Source organism: Mycolicibacter sinensis, from assembly GCF_001667375.1.
GTDB classification, from domain to species: domain Bacteria; phylum Actinomycetota; class Actinomycetes; order Mycobacteriales; family Mycobacteriaceae; genus Mycobacterium; species Mycobacterium sinense_A.
The window spans coordinates 1-14,580 of the sequence record NZ_LZIN01000038.1 but is presented as its reverse complement, the minus strand read 5'-3'; the positions used below and the strand labels follow the sequence as shown (position 1 = coordinate 14,580).

15 protein-coding genes and 2 tRNA genes are annotated in these 14,580 nt (G+C 68.0%); 9 read left to right on the top strand and 8 right to left on the bottom strand.

All coding sequences use genetic code 11. From position 1 onward, the window contains the following. Positions 1 to 34: 34 nt before the first annotated feature. Both A5771_RS07715 and A5771_RS07710 read left to right on the top strand, forming a co-directional pair. Positions 35 to 1,015 carry a D-2-hydroxyacid dehydrogenase gene (locus A5771_RS07715; protein WP_064854628.1) on the top strand — a complete coding sequence of 327 codons (981 nt, stop codon included), beginning with the start codon at positions 35 to 37 and terminating at the stop codon, positions 1,013 to 1,015. 12 nt (positions 1,016 to 1,027) lie between these two features. Beyond that, positions 1,028 to 2,401 (top strand): amidase, encoded by a 1,374-nt coding sequence (locus A5771_RS07710; RefSeq protein ID WP_064854800.1) that lies wholly within the window; start codon positions 1,028 to 1,030, stop codon positions 2,399 to 2,401. Positions 2,402 to 2,505: 104 nt separating this feature from the next. On the opposite strand, the gene A5771_RS07705 is transcribed toward A5771_RS07710, so the two are convergent. The 6 genes from A5771_RS07705 to A5771_RS07680 form a co-directional block, all read right to left on the bottom strand. Next, the gene (locus A5771_RS07705; protein WP_064854627.1) at positions 2,506 to 2,997 is read right to left on the bottom strand and encodes a DUF3830 family protein; all 492 of its coding nucleotides are present in this window, start codon (positions 2,995 to 2,997) and stop codon (positions 2,506 to 2,508) included. 8 nt (positions 2,998 to 3,005) lie between these two features. Further along, positions 3,006 to 3,896 carry an ectoine hydroxylase gene (gene thpD, locus A5771_RS07700; RefSeq protein WP_064854626.1) on the bottom strand — a complete coding sequence of 297 codons (891 nt, stop codon included), beginning with the start codon at positions 3,894 to 3,896 and terminating at the stop codon, positions 3,006 to 3,008. Continuing rightward, positions 3,893 to 4,300, bottom strand: a complete 408-nt coding sequence (locus tag A5771_RS07695; protein ID WP_064854625.1) for an ectoine synthase — start codon at positions 4,298 to 4,300, stop codon at positions 3,893 to 3,895. Before A5771_RS07695 ends, thpD begins: the two co-directional genes overlap by 4 nt. Beyond that, positions 4,297 to 5,568, bottom strand: a complete 1,272-nt coding sequence (gene ectB / locus A5771_RS07690; RefSeq protein ID WP_064854624.1) for a diaminobutyrate--2-oxoglutarate transaminase — start codon at positions 5,566 to 5,568, stop codon at positions 4,297 to 4,299. The genes A5771_RS07695 and ectB overlap by 4 nt, the downstream gene beginning before the upstream one ends. Before the next feature lie 186 nt (positions 5,569 to 5,754). After that, complete coding sequence (gene ectA, locus A5771_RS07685; RefSeq protein WP_064854623.1) at positions 5,755 to 6,264, bottom strand: diaminobutyrate acetyltransferase; 510 nt, start codon at positions 6,262 to 6,264, stop codon at positions 5,755 to 5,757. Positions 6,265 to 6,289: 25 nt separating this feature from the next. Next, the gene (locus A5771_RS07680; protein WP_064854799.1) at positions 6,290 to 7,546 is read right to left on the bottom strand and encodes an MFS transporter; all 1,257 of its coding nucleotides are present in this window, start codon (positions 7,544 to 7,546) and stop codon (positions 6,290 to 6,292) included. 60 nt (positions 7,547 to 7,606) lie between these two features. Between A5771_RS07680 and A5771_RS07675 the strand changes: the two genes are divergently transcribed. From A5771_RS07675 to A5771_RS07660, 4 genes are all read left to right on the top strand, one after another. Beyond that, complete coding sequence (locus A5771_RS07675) at positions 7,607 to 8,404, top strand: fumarylacetoacetate hydrolase family protein (RefSeq protein ID WP_064854622.1); 798 nt, start codon at positions 7,607 to 7,609, stop codon at positions 8,402 to 8,404. After that, positions 8,401 to 9,864: a glutamate--tRNA ligase gene (gene gltX / locus A5771_RS07670; RefSeq protein ID WP_064854621.1), complete on the top strand. Its 1,464-nt coding sequence runs from the start codon at positions 8,401 to 8,403 to the stop codon at positions 9,862 to 9,864. The genes A5771_RS07675 and gltX overlap by 4 nt, the downstream gene beginning before the upstream one ends. A gap of 107 nt (positions 9,865 to 9,971) precedes the next feature. Continuing rightward, positions 9,972 to 10,043, top strand: a tRNA-Gln gene (locus tag A5771_RS07665). A gap of 74 nt (positions 10,044 to 10,117) precedes the next feature. After that, positions 10,118 to 10,190, top strand: a tRNA-Glu gene (locus A5771_RS07660). A gap of 51 nt (positions 10,191 to 10,241) precedes the next feature. On the opposite strand, the gene A5771_RS07655 is transcribed toward A5771_RS07660, so the two are convergent. Together A5771_RS07655 and A5771_RS07650 are read right to left on the bottom strand one after the other, a co-directional pair. Next, complete coding sequence (locus A5771_RS07655) at positions 10,242 to 10,742, bottom strand: pyridoxamine 5'-phosphate oxidase family protein (RefSeq protein WP_064854620.1); 501 nt, start codon at positions 10,740 to 10,742, stop codon at positions 10,242 to 10,244. A 45-nt stretch (positions 10,743 to 10,787) separates the two neighbouring features. Further along, positions 10,788 to 11,489, bottom strand: coding sequence for an IclR family transcriptional regulator (locus A5771_RS07650; protein WP_064854619.1), 702 nt, complete (start codon positions 11,487 to 11,489; stop codon positions 10,788 to 10,790). A 30-nt stretch (positions 11,490 to 11,519) separates the two neighbouring features. On the opposite strand from A5771_RS07650, the gene leuC reads away from it, so the two are divergent. From leuC to A5771_RS07635, 3 genes are all read left to right on the top strand, one after another. After that, positions 11,520 to 12,947, top strand: coding sequence for a 3-isopropylmalate dehydratase large subunit (gene leuC / locus A5771_RS07645; RefSeq protein ID WP_064854618.1), 1,428 nt, complete (start codon positions 11,520 to 11,522; stop codon positions 12,945 to 12,947). A gap of 28 nt (positions 12,948 to 12,975) precedes the next feature. Next, positions 12,976 to 13,572: a 3-isopropylmalate dehydratase small subunit gene (gene leuD, locus A5771_RS07640; RefSeq protein WP_064854617.1), complete on the top strand. Its 597-nt coding sequence runs from the start codon at positions 12,976 to 12,978 to the stop codon at positions 13,570 to 13,572. Positions 13,573 to 13,770: 198 nt separating this feature from the next. Then, complete coding sequence (locus tag A5771_RS07635; protein ID WP_064854616.1) at positions 13,771 to 14,457, top strand: HU family DNA-binding protein; 687 nt, start codon at positions 13,771 to 13,773, stop codon at positions 14,455 to 14,457. Positions 14,458 to 14,580 lie beyond the last annotated feature (123 nt).

The window sequence follows — 14,580 nt, the reverse complement described above, 5'->3', positions numbered from 1 at the left end:
TGACAATCATACGATCGGTTTTTACCGTGTCAATGTGGACGCGCGGCCGGTGGTAACCGTCCAGCACGGAGAGTCGGTTCCCGCCCTACTCGAATCGATCAGCGCAGACGCCGAGCTGCGGATGGTTCCGTCGGCGCGGCTGGCCGGGGCGATCACCGGCACCGACGTGCTGTTCCTGTACGACTTCTCCTCTCCGGCACTGGAATCGGTGTGGCCGGCCGTTGATGCGCTGCGCTGGGTTCAGGTTGCCGCCATCGGGGTGGACGCGGTGCTGTTCGACGGCCTGATCGACAGCGACGTCGTGGTCACCAATTCCCGCGGCATCTTCGAAGAGCCCATCGCCGAATACGTGCTGGGACAGATCCTGGCCTTCGCCAAGGACTTCCGGCGGTCCGGGGAGGCCCAGCGCGACCGGCGGTGGCAACACTTCGACACCGAGAGGGTCGCCGGTGCGTCGGTCACCATCGTCGGCCCCGGGCCGGTCGGCCGGGCCATCGCGCGGCTGCTGCGTGCGGTCGGAATGTCGGTACGCGGCGTCGGGCGTTCAGCGCGTGCGGATCCCGACTTCGGGGCGATCACCACCGACGTGCCGGCCGCGGTCGCCGATGCCGACTACGTGGTGCTGGCCGCGCCATTGACGCCGCAGACCCGCGGCATGGTCGACGCCGGCGCGCTGGCCGCGATGCGCCCGACCGCCCGGCTGATCAACGTCGGTCGCGGTGAGTTGATCGACACCGAGGCGTTGGTGTCGGCCCTGCACGCCGGCGCCCTTGCCGGCGCGGCGCTCGATGTCGTCGACCCCGAGCCGCTGCCGCCGAACCACCCGCTGTGGAGCGCTCCGGGCGTGCGCCTGACCCCGCACCACAGTGGCGACATCACGGGTTGGCGAAACGCCTTGCAGCAACAGTTCATTGCGAACTTCCGGCGGTACGTGTCCGGCCAGCCGCTGCACAACGTCATCGATAAACGCCGCGGTTACGCGCCGTCGACGACCACGCCGAACGGAACCGGTTGAGGAGGCGTGCACATGACTCATCCCACCGAACTGACCGCGCTGCAACTGGTTGCCGCCTACACCTCCGGTGAGCTCTCGCCGGTTGAGGCAACCGCCGCGGCGATCGCGGCGATCGCCGAGCGCGATGGCGAGGTCAACGCCTTCTGCCTGGTCGACGAGGAGGCCGCCCTGTCGGCGGCCCGTAAGTCCGAAGCACGCTGGAGCGGCAACTACACCAAGGGCCTGCTCGACGGGGTGCCGGTCGCGGTCAAAGACGTGTTCCGCACCGCCGGGTGGCCCACCCTGCGCGGATCGCTGCTTGCCGACGCCGCCGGGCCGTGGCCCGACGACAGCCCGGCGGTCGGCAAGATGCGTGACGACGGCATGGTGCTGCTGGGCAAGACCACCACCCCGGAGCTGGCGTGGAAGGGGGTCACCGACAGCCCCCGGAGCGGCATCACCCGCAACCCGGTGGACACCACGTGCACCGCGGGTGGGTCGTCGGGCGGCAGCGCGGCCGCGGTGGCCGCCGGGATGGCGCCGTTGGCGATCGGCACCGACGGCGGGGGCAGCATCCGCATCCCGGCGAGTTTTTGCGGCGTGGTCGGCTTCAAGCCCACCCACGGACGGGTCCCGATGTATCCGATCAGCCCGTTCGGGCCATTGGCCCACGCCGGGCCGCTCACCCGGACCGTCGAGGACGCCGCAGTGCTCATGGACATCATCGCGCTACCCGATCACCGGGACCCGACGTCGCTACCGCCGACCCTGACCACCTACCGTGGCGAAGTCCGGCGCGAGGTGGTCGGCCTGGACGTCGCCTACTCGCCGACGCTTGGCTATGTCGACGTCGACCCGCAGATCGAGGCCGCGGTTGCCGCGGCGGTGCAGGCGCTCGCCGTCGCCGGACTCAACGTCCTGGTCGCCGATCCCGGTTTCGCCGATCCGATCGATGCCTTCGAGGTGCTGTGGGCGACCGGGGCGGCCGGCAGCCTGCGCGGCCACGAAAAGGACCGCGGGCTGGTCGATTCCGGCCTGGCCGAGATGTGGGACCGAGGCCTGGCGGTGTCGGCTGTCGACTATCTGGCCGCCCGTCAGGTCAGCGTGGACCTGGGAATGGCCATGGGGCGCTTCCACGAACGCCACAATTTGCTGCTCACGCCGACGGTGCCGATCCCGGCCTTCGCCGCCGGGCACGACGTGCCGATCGATTCGGGCCTGCGCTGGTGGGCCCAGTGGACGCCATTCACCTACCCGTTCAACATGACTCAGCAGCCGGCGCTGAGTATCCCGATCGGTAAGACCGCCGAGGGTCTGCCGATCGGCCTACAGATCGTCGGTCCGCGGCACAGTGACGACCTGGTGCTGGCGGCCGGACTGTTCGCCGAGCGCGTGCTTGGCCTCTGACGAGTTCCCCTTTCACGCGAGCGTGCGCAAAAACGGTAAACCGCACGGCGTGTCGGCCGGGGACACGCACGCTCGCGGGAAGGGGGTAACCGGGAAGGGGGTAACTAGGCGCGGGCGAAGGCCAGTCGCTCGCCGACCGCGCCGGCCATCCACAGGTCGTTGCACGCGGCCGCCATCTTGGCCAAACCCTCTTCGATCGTCGCGAACACATTGCCGGGCACCCAACCGACGTCACCGTTGAGCAGCAGGTTGTTGCGGCCGTAGAAGATAGCCAGGTCGGTCGCGCCCATCGGTGATTTCCCTTGTCCGCCTTCGTCGTAACCGTAGGCGGGGTTACCGATGTCGCCGGCGTCGAAGCCGAAGAAGCAGACGTCGCCGGGGATCGGCGTCACCGTGGTGTTCTCCCGCCCCGGGTCGCCCAGCGGCGGCAACAGCGTGTAGACCTCGTTGCGGGCGTACTTGCCGTGGTAGGCCTGGCCGGCGAGCGGCAACGCCTCCCAGACCAGGGCGCAGGTCCGGGGCGCCTCGTCGTCGAGCAGCCGCGCGCGGCACGACACGCCACGGCCGGTCAGCGTGATCGACAGGAAACGCGCCACAGCAGTCCCTACACCGGGTCGAAGGTGCGGCTGGCGACGAAGGTCGGCCGCGGGGCGGCGGCGCCGAACGGCTCCACCAGAGTGTTCTCCACGCTGTTGTAGACGATGAAGACGTTCGAGCGCGGATACGGGGTGATGTTGCTGCTCGACCCGTGCATGCAGTTGCTGTCGAAGAACACCGCCGACCCGGGCGGGCCGGTGATCTGGCGGATGCCGTGCTGCTCGGCCATCCAGGTCAGGCTGTCGTCGTCGGGTGTGCCGATCTCCTGCTGCTTCAGCGACGAACGGTAGTGATCCGGCGGCGTCTCGTCCGGGCAGGACACGAACCAGCGGTGCGATCCCGGCATGATCATCAGCGAACCGTTGCTGTCCAGGTTCTCGGTGAGGGCCACCGAGACGCTGATCGCCCGCGGGGCAGGCATGCCGTCCTCGGCGTGCCAGGTCTCAAAGTCGGAGTGCCAGTAGAACTCCCGGCCGTTAAAGCCCGGCTTGAAATTGACCCGGCTCTGGTGCACGTAGACCTCCGAGCCGAGCAATTGGCGGACCGGGCCGACCAGACGCGGGTCGGCGACGAGCGCGGCGAACGCCGGGCTGATCCGGTGCACCTCGAAGACCGACCGGATCTGCCCGCTGTCCCGCTCGCAGATCGAGCGCTCGTCGGCCGCCAGCACCGGGTCGGCGCGCAGCCGGTCCAGCTCATTGCGGAGGTCGGCAACCACGTCGGCGTCCACCAGGGCGTCGACGGCCAGGAATCCATCGGCATCGAACGCCTCGACCTCGGCCGCCGGCAGCGGCCCGCTGTTGGCCGCCGCGCCCCAGACCACCGGGTCGTGTCGCGGCTCGATGCCGAGGGTGACGTTGTTGCGGGTGGGGTAGTGGTCGGTGACGGCCGTCGTCACGAAGCGGTCTCCTGGGTTTCCTCGGTGAGTAGGGGGTAGGCGCCGGTTTCGTCGTGTACCTCCTGACCGGTGACCGGCGGGTCGAACACACACACCATGCGCAGGTCGGTGTGGGCCGAAACACGGTGGTGTTCGTGCCCGTCGAGCAGGTAGAGGGTGCCGTCGCGCAGCGGGTGCACCTCACCGGTCTCCTCGTTGATCAGCTCACCTTCGCCGCCGACGCAGTACACCGCCTCGACGTGGTTGGCGTACCACATCGAGGTCTCGGTACCGGCGTACAGGATGGTCTCGTGCATGGAGAACCGTTGCCCGTCACGGGCCAGCAGCAACCGCTGGCTGTTCCAGGTCTTGGATTGCACGTCGCGGTCGGTGCCCTTGATCTCGGCGAGGGTACGAACGATCATCCTTTGGCTCCTGAGGTAGTGAGTTCTTTAGCGGCGACAGCCTCGATCGCATGGGCCGCGATCGTCAGGCCTTCGGCCAGGTCGTCGTCGTCGATGACCAACGGCGGCATCATCTTCACCACCTCACCCTCCGGTCCGGAGGTCTCCAACAGCAGGCCGCGAGCGAACGCCTCCTTCTGCACCGCGCCGGCCAACTCGGGCCGGTCGAACGCCACCCCGCGGATCAGCCCACGACCGCGGGTCTGGACCCCGTCGAAGGGCTCGATCACCTCGGTCAGCGCCTGTTCGATCTGCTCGCCCTTGCGGATCACCTGCTTTTCCAGCAGGTTGTCGGTCCAGAAGTTCAGCGCCGCGGTGGCGGTGACGAACGACGGGTTCTGGCCGCGGAAGGTGCCGTTGTGCTCGCCGGGCTCCCACACGTCGAGCTCGGGCTTGAACAGCGTCAGCGCCATCGGCAGGCCGTATCCGCTGATCGACTTGGACATGCAGACGATGTCCGGCTCGATGTCGGCCGCCTCGAAGCTGAAGAACGGCCCGGTGCGCCCGCAGCCCATCTGCACATCGTCGACGATCAGCAGCAGCTCGTGGCGCTTGCAGAGTTCGGCCAGCCCGTGCAGCCATTCCAGCCGGGCGACATTGATTCCGCCCTCACCCTGCACCGTCTCGACGATCACCGCGGCCGGCTCGTTGAGCCCACTGCCGCTGTCCTGCAGCAGTCGCTCGAACCAGATGAAGTCGGGGGTGACGCCGTCGAGGTAGTTGTCGTAGGGCATCGGGGTGGCATGCACCAGCGGGATGCCGGCGCCGCCGCGCTTCATCGAGTTGCCGGTGACGCTCAGCGAACCCAGCGTCATACCGTGGAACGCGTTGGTGAAGCTGATGATGCTTTCCTTGCCGGTGACCTTGCGGGCCAGCTTCAGCGCCGACTCCACCGCGTTGGTTCCGGTGGGGCCGGGGAACTGCACCTTGTAATCCAGCCCGCGCGGCTTGAGGATCACCTCCTCGAACCGCTCCAGGAACTGACCTTTGGCCACCGTGTTCATGTCGAGGCTGTGCACCACCCGGTCCGAACTGAGGTACTCCAGCAACGGCGCCTTCAGGTCCGGATGGTTATGGCCGTAGTTCAGCGCCCCGGCGCCGGCGAAGAAGTCCACGTATTCGGTGCCGTCGACGTCCCAGATCCGGGAACCTTTGGCCCGGTCGAATGTCACCGGCCAGGACCGGCAATAACTCCGTACTTCGGATTCAAGGCTTTCGAAAATGCTCATGGCTTCCTCCGTCCGTCGGTCACATACAACGGAACGGAACGACAGGTCGATTTAAAACTCGTGCCGCGGGTGATCTCGGCTCGACCTACCACCCCGCTCGGATGCCCCCGGCTGCCTTGCCGGGGCTCACTTTGCGCGGTCGCGACCTTACCGAGACCAAATTGTTATCTCAACCTTGTGATGCTGCTACCGACGTGGCGTGTCTACCCGCAACGGGCCGATCCGAAACAGCTCCTCGGCCAAGTGGGACTCGGGGAACAAACCCGCCCCGAACAGCTCGGAGCACTCGAGGGCGGCCTCCCAGCGGCGCGCGAAAGCGCCGAAAAGACGGCGGCTGGCCTCGTTGTCCGGTGTGATTGACGTCTCAAGGTGCGTGCCGCCGTCGGCCACCAGGTCGGCCGCCAGATGATCGAGCATCCGGCCGGCCAGGCCTATGCCGCGGTGCGCGTCGTTCACCGCCACCTGCCAGACCATCAGCGTTGCGGGCTGCTGCGGGCGGCGGTAGCCGGTGACGAAGCCGGCCGGCTCGCCGCCGACCTCGGCGATCACCGAGCTGGCGGCGAAGTCGCGGCACCACAGCAGGTAGGCGTAGGGCGCGTTGACGTCGAGGGTCGCGCTGTCGACGGCCATCTGCCACAGGGCCGGGCCGTCCGCCACAGTCGGTGTCCGAAGATGAATGTCAGCCGGGTCCGTCATCTGATCGACGGTACGGGGCAGGCGATCACGGATTCACCGACGGGTCGGGCGGCGGGCCGGGCGGCACCCGCAGCGTGCGCAGCGCCTCGAGCACCGAGCGGCCCTCGGGCTCGGCGCGGACCGGCACCAGCCGCCACGCAACCAGCGGGAACAGCCCGCACAGCGCGAAGGCCAAGGGGTAGCCGATGGCGCCGATCAATGCACCGAACACCGGGGGCGCGATTCCGGCGGTGAGGCGCTGGGTGGTGTTCTGCGTGCCCAGTGCGCGTCCGCTCCAGTACGGCCCGGCCATCTCGGCGACCGCCGTCGACGACAGCCCGTTGTCCAGCACGCTGATCACCGCCGCGACGACCATCGCGGCTTCGGCCAGGTGGGAGTGCAGATGATCGGTCACCCCGAGCACCACCATCGCCACCGCCCCGGCGACGGCTAGGCTGCGGATCGGTCGCAGCCGCGAGTGCACCCGGTCGGACCATCGGCCGGCCAGCACCCGCCCGGCGGCGCCGAGCAACTGCGACACCGTCACCAGGCTGCCGGCGGCGGCGATCGACCAGTCCGTGTCGACGATCAGCCACACCAGCATGAAGGTGGCCAGCACACACTGCGGAACCATCAGCAGCGCCGAGGACACATGGATGCGCCACAGCACCTTCGAGCCGCGGTAGGGGTTGGACAACTCGGCGCCCGTCGCCGCCGACCGCGGTCGCCGCGGCGGATCGACCACCCCGATGGCACACGCCACCGCCGCCACCGCGCACAGCGTCGCGGGGAACATCAGCGCCCGCGCCAGACCGTGCTCGGCCAGTTCCGGAATCACCTCGGCTCCCAGGGCGATTCCCAGCGGCTGCGCCGTCTGGCGGATCCCCATCACCAGCCCGCGCTGGTGCGGCGGGAACCAACCGGTCACCAGCCGGCCACTGGCGCTGTTGGCGCTGGCGGCGGCCATGCCGCCCAGAAACAGAAACGCGCCGACCCCGACCAGTGAGTGCATCGACGCGGCCCCGAAGGCGGCCAGCGCGGTCAGCGCGGAGCCGACGGACAACACGATCCGCTCGCCGATGCGGTCCAGCAGGGCGCCCCAGGCGAACAGCGTCAGCACCATGCCGAAGCTGGGCATCGAGGCCAGCAGACCCGCCATCGCGAGATTGGTGTCCCGCTTGGTCTCCAGCATCGGGATGACGAAGGCGATGCCGTTGATGAACACGAACGAGCACAGCGTCGCCACCAACGCCACGATCATCACCGACCAGCGTGCAGCACTGCTGATCGACTCCGTGGACACCTGGTCATGGTTCCACATGCCAGTCGGTGTCTGCTGGCCACGAACACTAGGCTTGCTCGAATGCGCCTAGGCCGAATTGCCAGCCCGGACGGCGTCGCCTTCGTCAGTGTGGAGTGTGACCCGGACCGGCCCGATGACATGACCGCGATGACCGCTCGCGAAATCGCCGAGCACCCGTTCGGCACACCGGAGTTCACCGGCCGGTCCTGGCCGCTGGCCGACGTGCGCCTGCTGGCCCCGATCCTGGCCAGCAAGGTGGTCTGCATCGGCAAGAACTATGCGGCCCACATCGCCGAGATGGGTAGCGCCGCACCGGCCAACCCAACCATGTTCCTCAAGCCCAACACCGCGATCGTCGGGCCGAACGTGCCGATTCAACTGCCCGCCAATGCGTCCCCGGTCCACTACGAGGGCGAGCTGGCCGTGGTGATCTCGCGGCCGTGCAAGGACGTTCCGGCGGCCCGGGCCTGCGACAACATCCTGGGCTACACCATCGGCAATGACGTGTCGGCGCGGGACCAGCAGAAATCCGACGGCCAGTGGACTCGGGCCAAGGGGCACGACACCTTCTGCCCGGTCGGGCCGTGGATCGTCACCGACCTCGACCCGACCGACCTGGCGATCCGCACCGAGGTCAACGGGCAGGTCAAGCAGGACAGCCGGACCTCGCTGATGATTCACGACATCGGCGCCATCGTGGAGTGGATCTCGGCGGTGATGACCCTGCTGCCCGGCGACCTCATCCTCACCGGCACCCCCGACGGCGTCGGCCCCATCGAACACGGCGACACCGTGTCCGTCTCCGTCGAAGGCATCGGAACCCTCACTAATCCGGTTATCCGCAAAGGAAAGTCGTGACCGCACCCGCTGTTCGCGTTCGGTTCTGCCCATCTCCGACCGGCACACCGCACGTCGGCCTGATCCGCACCGCACTGTTCAACTGGGCCTACGCCCGGCACACCGGCGGCACCTTGGTCTTCCGGGTGGAGGACACCGATGCGCAGCGCGACAGCGAGGAAAGTTATCTGGCGTTGCTCGACGCGCTGCGCTGGTTGCAGCTGGACTGGGACGAGGGGCCCGAAGTGGGCGGTCCCTACGGCCCCTACCGGCAGTCGCAACGCGCCGACATCCACCGCGACGTGGTTGCCCAGCTGCTGGCGGCCGGCGAGGCCTATGAGGCCTTTTCGACGCCGGACGAGGTCGAAGCCCGTCACCTGGCCGCCGGCCGCAATCCCAAGCTGGGCTACGACAACTTCGACCGGGACCTCACCGATGACCAGCGTTCCGGCTACCTGGCCGAGGGGCGCCGGCCCGTCGTGCGGTTGCGGATGCCCGATACCGAGCTGGGCTGGAACGACCTGGTTCGCGGGCCGACGACCTTCCCGGCGGGCACCGTTCCCGATTTCGCGCTGACCCGCGCCAACGGGGATCCGCTGTACACGCTGGTCAACCCGGTCGATGACGCGATGATGAAGATCACCCATGTGCTGCGCGGTGAGGACCTGCTGCCGTCCACCCCCCGGCAGATCGCGCTGTATCAGGCCTTGATGCGCATCGGCGTGGCCGACCGTATTCCGGAGTTCGCGCACCTGCCAACGGTTTTGGGCGAAGGAACCAAGAAGTTGTCCAAGCGCGATCCGCAGTCGAATCTGTTCGCCCACCGCGACCGCGGCTTCATCCCCGAAGGGCTGCTGAACTACCTGGCGCTGCTGGGCTGGTCGATCGCTGACGACCGCGACGTTTTCGGTCTCGACGAGATGGTCGCTGCCTTCGATGTGGCCGACGTCAACTCCAACCCGGCCCGGTTCGATCAGAAGAAGGCCGATGCGCTCAATGCCGAGCACATCCGGATGCTGGACGCGCAAGACTTCACCACCCGACTGCGCGCCTACTTCGACACCCATGGTCATGACACCGGGTTGCACGGCGCCGCCTTTGCGACGGCCGCGGCGCTGGTGCAGACCCGCATCGTGGTGCTCGGCGACGCCTGGGGACTGCTGAAGTTCTTCAACGACGACGCCTACGCGCTGGACCCGCGCGCGGTCGCCAAGGAGTTGGGGCCTGAGGCCGGCCCCGTCCTGGACGCCGCCATCGCCGCGCTGGAGGGGGTGGGGGACTGGACCACCGAGGCCATCGAGGCTGCGCTGAAGGCCGCGTTGCTGGAGGCTCTGGAGCTCAAACCGCGTAAGGCGTTCGGTCCGGTCCGGGTCGCGGTCACCGGCGGGTTGGTCAGCCCGCCGCTGTTCGAGTCACTGGAACTGCTGGGCGCAGAACGCAGCCTGGCGCGGTTGCGGGCGGCCCGTAACGGCGTCGGGTAAGCGCGATGAGTACTTCGCGGTAGAAGTTTGGTAGTCTGCACGTCGGCCCACAGCGGCTGGCTCGAAGTGCCCGACCGGCACTGTGACCAGCGGTTATGGCTAGCCAATGGGGTATGGTGTAATTGGCAACACAGCTGATTCTGGTTCAGCCATTCTAGGTTCGAGTCCTGGTACCCCAGCAAAAACCGGTCCGCCGCAAGCGATTAGGCGGGCCGTTGGGGTTGGGCTATGCTGACAACCCGTAAATGTTCTAGCCCCCGTCGTCTAGCGGCCTAGGACGCCGCCCTCTCACGGCGGTAGCGTGGGTTCGAATCCCATCGGGGGTACAAATCAAAGGCCCGCACCAAGGTGCGGGCCTTTGTGGATTTCGGGCGGGCTCAGGCGCTCGTCGGCGCGGTCGAACCGGCCAGCGGCATCGCCGGCAGCCCCAGCTTGCGGTGGTCCCAGGACCGGGCGCGCCGTGTGACGATGCGCACAGCCACCCGGTTGTTCATCATCGCCTCGACGCCCGGCTTCATCTCGTCGCTGTAGGGCCCGGTGTAGCGCTCCCAGACGCTGACGCCGACCCGGAAGCAGGTCTCCGGGTCGTCGACGATCTCGGCGACTCCTTCGAACGACACCCCGCGCAGGGTGTCGTAGGTCTGGCCGGCCTCCAACAGGAAGCTCACGCGCGGATCGCGGCGCAGGTTGACCGCCTTCTGCGACTTGGCCTTGGTCTCGAGCCAGATCTCGCCGTCGAGCACCGCGTACCACATCGCAGTCAGGTGCGGCTGGCCGTCGGGGCCGATGGTGGCCAGCGTTCCGGTGCGGTGGCTGGTGACGAAGTCGGCGACCTCGGCGTCGGTCATGACGATCTGCGCGCGCTGGTTGGTTCCCATCCCAGCAGTCTGGCAGGTGCGTGGCCAACGGCGTACGCGGCTGGGTCACAGCCGGGCGGTGAGTGCCTCGGCGGCCGCGAGCAGTGCAGCCGCCCAGCGCGCGCCGGGGCGTCGTCCCATCCGGTCGATCGGACCCGACACCGAGATGGCCGCCACCACCGTGCCGCGCTGGTCGCGCACCGGCGCTGAGACGCTGGCCACACCCGGTTCGCGCTCGGCGACGCTCTGCGCCCAGCCGCGCCGGCGCACGTCGGCCAGGGTGCGGCTGGTGAACTTGGCCTCCGCCAGCACTTCTTGCTGGAGCGCCGGTTCGGCGTAGGCCAGGAGAACCTTGGCTCCCGAGCCGGCCGTCATCGGCAGCCGGGCGCCGACCGGAACCGTGTCCCGCAGCCCCGCAGGGGGTTCCAGCGCTGCCACGCAGACCCGCGCGGAGCCCTCGCGGCGGTACAGCTGAACGCTCTCGTCGGTGATCTCCCGTAGCCGCGGCAGCACCGCGGCGCCGGCTGCGCGCAGCGGATCATCGGCGCGGGCCGCCAGTTCGGTGACCGCGGGACCGATCTGCCAGCGGCCGTCATCGTCGCGCCCGAGCAGCCGGTGCGCCTCGAGTCCGGCGGCCAGGCGGTGCGCGGTCGCGCGAGGCAGGCCGGTGCGATCGCACAGTTCGGCGAGCCCACACGGCGATTCGGCGACCGTGTGCAGCACCACCAGGGCTTTGTCCAAAACGCCGATGCCGCTATGCTGTCCCATATCTAGATACTAACGTCTCAGAATGTGAGAATGGTAATGACGCAGCAACCTCGCACCCTGGCCGAAAAGGTCTGGGCCGACCACGTCGTGGTCTCCGGCGGCGGAACCGAACCCGACCTGATCTACATCGATCTGCACCTCGTTCATGAGGTAACCAGTCCGCAGGCGTTCGAGGGTCTGCGCTTGGCCGGCCGCGCAGTGCGGCGCCCGGATCTGACCATCGCCACCGAGGACCACAACGTTCCGACGATCGACATCGACAAGCCGATCGCCGACCCGGTGTCGCGTACCCAGGTCGAGACGCTGCGGCACAACTGCGCCGAGTTCGGCATCCGGTTGCACCCGATGGGCGACATCGACCAGGGCATCGTGCACATCATCGGGCCGCAGCTGGGTCTCACCCAGCCCGGCACCACCGTGGTCTGCGGTGACAGCCACACCTCGACCCACGGTGCGTTCGGCGCGCTGGCGATGGGCATCGGGACCTCGGAGGTCGAACACGTGCTGGCCACCCAGACGTTGCCGCTGCGGCCGTTCAAGACGATGGCGGTCACCGTAGAAGGGGAAGGCGGTCAATTGCCGGCGGGGGTCACCGCCAAGGACATCATCCTGGCAGTGATCGCCCAGATCGGAACCGGCGGCGGCCAGGGCTACGTCATCGAATACCGGGGCAGTGTCATCGAGGCGCTGTCGATGGAAGCCCGGATGACGATCTGCAACATGAGCATTGAGGCCGGCGCCCGGGCCGGGATGGTCGCTCCCGATGCGACCACCTACGAGTATCTGCGGGGCCGCCCGCATGCGCCGGCCGGCGCGGACTGGGATGCCGCGGTGACCTACTGGGACCGTCTGCGCACCGACCCCGGTGCGGTGTACGACGCCGAGGTCTTCTTGGACGCCTCGGCACTGACCCCGTTCGTCACCTGGGGCACCAACCCCGGCCAGGGGGTGCCGCTGGGTGCGGCGGTGCCCGATCCGGAGACGATCACCGACGAGGCCGCGCGGCGGGCCGCGGAGAAGGCGTTGGCCTACATGGACCTTCGCCCCGGGACGCCGATGCGTGAGATCGCGGTTGACACGGTGTTCGTCGGGTCGTGCACCAATGGACGGATCGAGGATCTGCGCGCGGTGGCCGACGTACTGCGGGGTCGGCAGGTCTGCGAGGGGGTGCGGATGCTCGTCGTGCCGGGATCGATGCGGGTGCGTAACCAGGCCGAAGCCGAAGGGCTCGCTGAGGTTTTCACCGCCGCCGGTGCCGAATGGCGTCAGCCCGGCTGCTCGATGTGCCTGGGAATGAACCCGGATCAGCTCGCTCCGGGACAGCGCTGCGCGTCGACCTCCAACCGCAATTTCGAGGGCCGGCAAGGCAAAGGCGGGCGAACCCACCTGGTGTCTCCGGTCGTGGCCGCCGCCACCGCGGTCCGCGGGACGCTGTCGGCCCCTGCCGACTTGAACTGACTGCCACGGTATTTAAAGGAGTTTAGTCATGGAAGCTTTTCACACCCATACCGGAATCGGCGTCCCGCTGCGGCGGTCCAATGTCGACACCGATCAGATCATTCCCGCGGTCTATTTGAAGCGCATCACCCGGACCGGATTCGAGGACGGCCTGTTCGCCACCTGGCGCACCGACCCGTCGTTCATCCTGAATCTCAAGCCGTTCGACCAAGGTTCGGTGCTGGTTGCCGGGCCGGACTTCGGCACCGGTTCATCGCGGGAACACGCGGTGTGGGCACTGCTCGACTACGGCTTCCGGGTGGTGATCTCCTCGCGTTTCGCCGACATCTTCCGCGGAAACGCCGGCAAGGCGGGGTTGCTGGCGGCCCAGGTGGCCCAGGACGACGTGGAACTGCTCTGGAAACTCATCGAGGCAAGCCCCGGACTGGAAATCACTGTCAATCTTCAAGATCGGAATATCACCGCCGGAACGTCGGTGGTGGCGTTCACTATTGACGACTACACCGCCTGGCGACTGTCCGAAGGGCTTGACGATATAGGCCTTACGCTGCGGAAACTCGACGAAATCGATTCTTTTGAGGCGGCCCGGCCGGACTGGAAACCGCGGACCTTGCCGGCCTCGTGACCGTCTCGTGACGGTCTCCGGAAGCCTATTTCCGGTTGATTGAACGCCTCTCGTCAGCGGCCAAGGGCGGGAACCGGATTGCGGAATTGGCCGATAATCTCATCTGAAATTGCGCGTGGCTCTTGGATATCAGTGGTATCAGGGTTTACCGTGTGCTCTAGTCGGCTCAAGGAGGGCCACTGGTTTCGGAGGGATTGGATGAACAAAGCAGAGCTCATCGAGGTGCTCACAAAGGAATTGGACACCGACCGTCGGTCGGCGACAGAAGCCGTGGAGCATTTCGTCAATGCCATTGTGCGTGCCGTCCACAAGGGTGAGAGCGTCACCATCACCGGGTTCGGCGTGTTCGAGCGCCGCCGTCGCGCCGCGCGCGTGGCCCGCAATCCCCGCACCGGTGAGACGGTCAAGGTGAAGCCGACGTCTGTCCCCGCGTTCCGGCCGGGCGCGCAGTTCAAGGCGATTGTGTCTGGCGCGCAGCGCGTCCCGTCCGAGGGTCTCGCGGTCAAGCGTGGCGCCGGTGCCGGTACCACGGCCGCGAAGAAGGCGGCGAAGAAGTCGCCGGCCAAGAAGGCCACCAAGGCCGCCGCCAAGAAGACGGCTGCCAAGGCTCCGGCCAAGAAGGTCGCCGCCAAGAAGACGGCGGCCAAGAAGGCTCCGGCGAAGAAGGCCGCAACCAAGGCCGCGGCCAAGAAGACGGCGGCCAAGAAGACTGCGGCCAAGGCTCCGGCGAAGAAGGCGACCGCCAAGAAGACGGCGGCCAAGGCTCCGGCCCGCAAGGCCGCAACCAAGGCTCCGGCCAAGAAGGCCACCGCCAAGAAGACGGCGGCCAAGAAGGCTCCGGCCAAGAAGGCCACCAAGGCCACGGCACGAAAAGGCCGTAAGTAACCACGAATAGCCGGGGGGCGCGGGGGGGGGGCCCCCGGGCCCGGGGGGGGGGCCCCCCGGGGGGGGGGCCCCCCGCGGGGCCCGGGGGGGGGGGGGGGGAGCACCCCCCCCCCCCCGGCGCGC